4 protein-coding genes and 1 pseudogene are annotated in these 4,544 nt (G+C 62.3%); 3 read left to right on the forward strand and 2 right to left on the reverse strand.

The window, feature by feature from the left end; translation table 11 throughout:
• Positions 1-178: 178 nt before the first annotated feature.
• Together D8U69_RS11130 and D8U69_RS11135 are read right to left on the reverse strand one after the other, a co-directional pair.
• On the reverse strand, positions 179-472 hold the full coding sequence (locus tag D8U69_RS11130; RefSeq protein WP_003226812.1) for a hypothetical protein: 294 nt from the start codon (positions 470-472) through the stop codon (positions 179-181).
• A gap of 56 nt (positions 473-528) precedes the next feature.
• Entirely contained in the window at positions 529-1,134 is a 606-nt protein-coding gene (locus tag D8U69_RS11135; protein WP_056856409.1) for an arylesterase, read from the reverse strand.
• Positions 1,135-1,144: 10 nt separating this feature from the next.
• Here D8U69_RS11135 and D8U69_RS11140 point away from each other — a divergent pair, with 10 nt between their 5' ends.
• The 3 genes and pseudogenes from D8U69_RS11140 to D8U69_RS11150 all read left to right on the forward strand — a co-directional run.
• Positions 1,145-1,828, forward strand: a complete 684-nt coding sequence (locus tag D8U69_RS11140) for an ABC transporter ATP-binding protein (protein WP_034150171.1) — start codon at positions 1,145-1,147, stop codon at positions 1,826-1,828.
• On the forward strand, positions 1,828-4,332 hold the full coding sequence (locus D8U69_RS11145; protein WP_130907300.1) for an ABC transporter permease: 2,505 nt from the start codon (positions 1,828-1,830) through the stop codon (positions 4,330-4,332). The genes D8U69_RS11140 and D8U69_RS11145 overlap by 1 nt, the downstream gene beginning before the upstream one ends.
• Before the next feature lie 34 nt (positions 4,333-4,366).
• A pseudogene (locus tag D8U69_RS11150) lies at positions 4,367-4,544 on the forward strand (transcription elongation factor GreB); the annotation flags it as partial.

Here is a 4,544-nt window from a genome sequence, read left to right on the forward strand (position 1 = left end):
AGAGGGTATAAGAACGCGATTGTACACCGCTGTCTGTTATTTCGGGGAGGTTGCCCTGGTTACAGGCGATGCAAGGTGGTTCTGGCTTGGGTCGACTGGCAGGCCGTCATCCCTGGCAAACCAGCTCCCACAGGGATTGCAGAAATGGATATGTACACCGTCAAGACGCGATGTCAGATCAAAGCTCAAACCGCAACTCAGGCCAGATCGGCGACGTCCCGCGTTTTTGCGATTCGAGAATGGCGCGGCACAGCGAACACAGGCGCTGATCCTGGAACACCCGACGATCAACACTCGACCAACGAGGCTGCGCCGGCAACAGGCTGCCGCACAAGGTCCGGTCCGCCGAGCCGCCCAACTCCAGTTGCCGTGTCACAAGATGTACCCGCACTTCCTGGCAGGCGAACAGATCCAGCTGTTCGTCAGGCTCGATCAGTTGATAGGCAAATAGTGACCAGGCAGGACGCGGCATCGGGGGCTCCAAATCGGGGGCGCCACCTTAGCCGAAAGCCTGCCGCTAGAAAAGTGTCATAACAGCGGTTTTAGGGTAGGCCAGACATTTTCCAGCAACTTGTCCTGAGCCCCGGCCGCCGGGTGTATGCCATCGGCCTGCATCAGGTCGGGATGACCGCCCACGCCTTCGAGAAAAAACGGCACCAGCGGGATTTTCTTCTCGTCGGCCAGGTTGCTGTAGACATCAGCGAAAGCCTTGGTGTAACGCGCGCCATAATTGGGTGGCAACTGCATGCCGAGCAACAGCACCTTGGCACCGCTGGCGCGGGAGCTGTCGATCATCGAAGCAAGATTTTGTTGCAATTGTGTTGGGAGCAGTCCACGCAGTCCGTCATTGCCGCCCAATTCGAGGATCACCAACTCCGGCTTATGCTCTGCAAGCAGCGCCGGCAGCCGCGCCTGGCCACCGGCACTGGTGTCGCCGCTGATGGACGCATTGACCACTTTATCGTCAAAACCTTCGCGCTTGAGCCGCTGCTCAAGCAACGACACCCACCCCAAGCGGGTATCCAGGCCGAAACCGGCGCTGATACTATCGCCAACGATCAGGACAGTACCCGCCGCTGCGTTCTGGGCCATGCACATCAAGGCCAGGCCAGCACTCAAAAACCACACACGCATCGGATTCTCCATGGGCGCAAGCATACTCACCGCGAAGAACCTCAGCAAAGTGGTTCCCAGCGCGGAAGGTGAACTGACTATCCTGCACGAACTCAGCCTGGAACTGAACAAGGGCGACAGCCTGGCCATCGTTGGCGCGTCCGGTTCCGGCAAATCCACCCTTCTGGGCCTGCTCGCCGGTCTCGACCTGCCGAGCAGCGGCGAAGTCACACTCGCCGGCCAAGGCCTGAGCAATCTGGATGAAGACCAGCGCGCACGAATTCGCGCCGAGCATGTCGGTTTTGTTTTTCAGTCCTTCCAGTTGCTCGACAGCCTCAATGCCCTGGAAAACGTCATGCTGCCGCTGGAACTCGATGGCCGCAAGGACGCCCGTGGCCGCGCCACCGAGCTGCTGCAACGGGTCGGCCTGGGCCAACGCCTGACCCACTCGCCCCGCCAGCTCTCCGGCGGCGAACAGCAGCGCGTGGCAATTGCCCGGGCGTTTGCCGCCGAGCCCGATGTGCTCTTCGCCGACGAGCCAACCGGCAATCTCGACAGCCACACTGGTGAGCGCATCAGCGATCTGTTGTTCGAACTCAACAAGGAACGCGGCACGACGCTGGTGCTGGTGACCCACGATGAACGCCTGGCACATCGCTGCCGGCGCCTGATCCGTCTTGAAGCCGGCCTGCTGGTCGCCCCTCTGGAGCCTTGATGGCACGTCTGCCGCTGTTGCGCCTGTTCAGCCTCGCCATCCGTCAACTGCTGCGCGACGCTCGCGCCGGTGAATTGCGGGTATTGTTTTTCGCGTTATTGGTGGCCGTGGCCGCCAGTACCGCCATCGGTTATTTCGGCGCGCGCCTGAACGGCGCCATGATGCTGCGCGCCACCGAATTCCTCGGCGCCGATCTGGTGCTGGAAGGCAGCTCCGAAGCGCGCCCGGAACAGATCAGAAGCGGCACCGAGCTAGGTCTGCAACATGCGCAAGTGGTGGAGTTTTCCAGCGTCATCGCCACCGACAACGGCATTCAACTGTCCAGCATCAAAGCTGCCGACGATCTCTATCCACTGCGCGGCGAACTGAAAAGCGCCCCCGCCCCTTTCGCCCCGGAAGCACCCGGAGGGAGACCGAAACCCGGCGAAGCCTGGGTCGAAGCCCGATTGCTGACAGCGCTGAACCTGAAGATCGGCGACAGCATCGATGTGGGCATGAAAACCCTGACACTGGCGCGCGTGTTGACCTACGAACCGGACCGTGCGGGCAACTTCTACAGTTTGACGCCGCGCGTCCTGATCAATCTCAACGACCTTGCCGCCACCGGCGTCGTGCAACCCGGCAGCCGGGTCAGTTACCGCGAGCTCTGGCGCGGGAACGCCGAGACGCTGGAGCTCTATCGTCAATTGATCAAACCCGGCCTGGCCGCCAATCAGCGCATCCAGGATGCGCGCGATGGCAACCGGCAGATTGGCGGTGCACTGGGCAAGGCCGAGCGTTATTTGAACATGGCCAGTCTGGTCGCGGTGCTGCTGGCCGGTGTCGCCGTGGCGCTGTCGGCAACGCGCTTTGCCACTCGCCGCTTCGATGCCAGTGCGCTGTTGCGCTGCCTTGGTTTGTCCCGCCGGGAAACCCTGGTGCTGTTCAGTCTGCAACTGGCCGTCCTCGGCCTGCTCGCCAGCATCACCGGTGCCTTCATCGGCTGGCTTGCACAACTGGGGCTGTTCGCCCTGCTGCACGACTTGTTGCCGACCGATGTGCCGCCCGGCGGCCTGTTTCCGGCCTTCGCCGGAATCGGCACAGGTTTGGTTGCACTGGCCGGGTTTGCCTTGCCGCCACTGGCTGCACTGGGTCGGGTACCACCGCTGCGGGTGTTGCGGCGGGACATGCTGCCGATCCCGTCGAGTTCCTGGATGGTCTACGGCGCTGCATTGGGCGCCCTCGGCCTGATCATGTGGCGTCTGAGCCTGGACCTTCTGCTGACCTTCGCCCTGCTCGGTGGTGGCGTCGTTGCGGCGCTGGTGCTGGGCGGCTTGTTGTTGCTGCTGCTGAAAAGTCTGCGGCGAATGCTGGCCCGTGCGTCTTTGCCGTGGCGGCTGGGGCTGGGTCAATTGTTGCGCCATCCCCTGGCGGCGGCGGGACAATCGCTGGCATTCGGCCTGATCCTGCTGTCGATGGCGTTGATTGCGCTGCTGCGCGGTGAATTGCTCGATACCTGGCAGAACCAGTTGCCGAAAAATGCACCGAACTACTTTGCGCTGAACATTCTGCCGGGGGATAAACAGGCCTTCGCCGATCGCCTGATGGAGTTGTCGGCGCAATCGGCGCCGCTGTATCCGGTGGTACCGGGACGCCTGATCAGCATCAACGGCGAGCCAGTGCAGCAGATCGTCACCAAGGAGTCCGCAGGTGACCGGGCGATCCAGCGGGACTTGAGCCTGACCTGGGCGGCGGACTTGCCAGCGGGCAACAAACTCACTGCCGGCAACTGGTGGCCCGAGCAGGCGCCGGATGACATTCCCGGCGTCTCGGTGGAAGGCAAGGTCGCCGAGAGCCTGAAGCTCAAGCTCGGCGACCATCTCATCTTTACCGTTGGCGGGGTCAATCGCGAGGCCAAAGTCACCAGTCTGCGGGAGATCAACTGGGATAACTTCCAGCCGAACTTCTTCATGATCTTCCAGCCCGGGACCTTGAAGGACCTGCCGGCAACTTACCTGACCAGCTTCTACCTCGCATCGGGTCATGACCAGCAGATCGTCGATTTGTCCCGGGCTTTTCCGGCGGTGACCATTTTGCAAGTCGAGGCGCTGTTGGCGCAGCTGCGCAGCATCCTCGCCCAGGTCACCCTGGCGGTGGAGTACGTGCTGTTATTCGTGCTGGCAGCGGGAATGGCGGTGTTGTTTTCCGGGCTGCAAGCGACACTGGACGAGCGCATTCGTCAGGGCGCTTTATTGCGGGCGCTGGGTGCAGAGCGGCAATTGCTGGTCAAGGCGCGGCGAATCGAGTTCGGTTTGCTGGGCGCAGTCAGCGGCTTGCTGGCAGCGCTGGGCTCGGAAGTCGTGAGCCTGGTGCTTTACCGATATGCGTTCGACCTGCCCTGGCATCCGCATCCGTGGCTGCTGGTGTTGCCATTGATCGGTGCTGTGCTGATCGGCGGCGCCGGTGTATTCGGCACTCGCCGCGCCTTGAATGCCAGCCCGCTGACAGTTTTGCGCGAGGGTTGATAAACTCAAGCGCTCTTAATCACAAGAAGTCGCCATGAGCCGCTACCGCCCTCCCCGCACCGCCGGCACCGCGCTGATCACCCCCGAAGGTGAAGCGCGGATGCGTGCCGAGTTTCATGAGCTTTGGCATGTCCGTAGGCCGCAAGTCACGCAGTCTGTCAGCGAAGCGGCGGCACAGGGCGATCGCTCGGAAAACGCCGAATACACCTACG

The organism is Pseudomonas sp. Sample_16 (assembly GCF_004307665.1).
In the GTDB taxonomy this organism is placed as follows: domain Bacteria; phylum Pseudomonadota; class Gammaproteobacteria; order Pseudomonadales; family Pseudomonadaceae; genus Aquipseudomonas.

Bases quoted from the DNA above. Each gene is read 5' to 3' on its own strand.
- D8U69_RS11145 (WP_130907300.1), top strand. From the start codon at position 1,828: ATGGCACGTCTGCCGCTGTTGCGCCTGTTCAGCCTCGCCATCCGTCAA.
- D8U69_RS11140 (WP_034150171.1), top strand. From the start codon at position 1,145: ATGGGCGCAAGCATACTCACCGCGAAGAACCTCAGCAAAGTGGTTCCC.
- D8U69_RS11130 (WP_003226812.1), bottom strand. From the start codon at position 472: ATGCCGCGTCCTGCCTGGTCACTATTTGCCTATCAACTGATCGAGCCT.
- D8U69_RS11135 (WP_056856409.1), bottom strand. From the start codon at position 1,134: ATGCGTGTGTGGTTTTTGAGTGCTGGCCTGGCCTTGATGTGCATGGCC.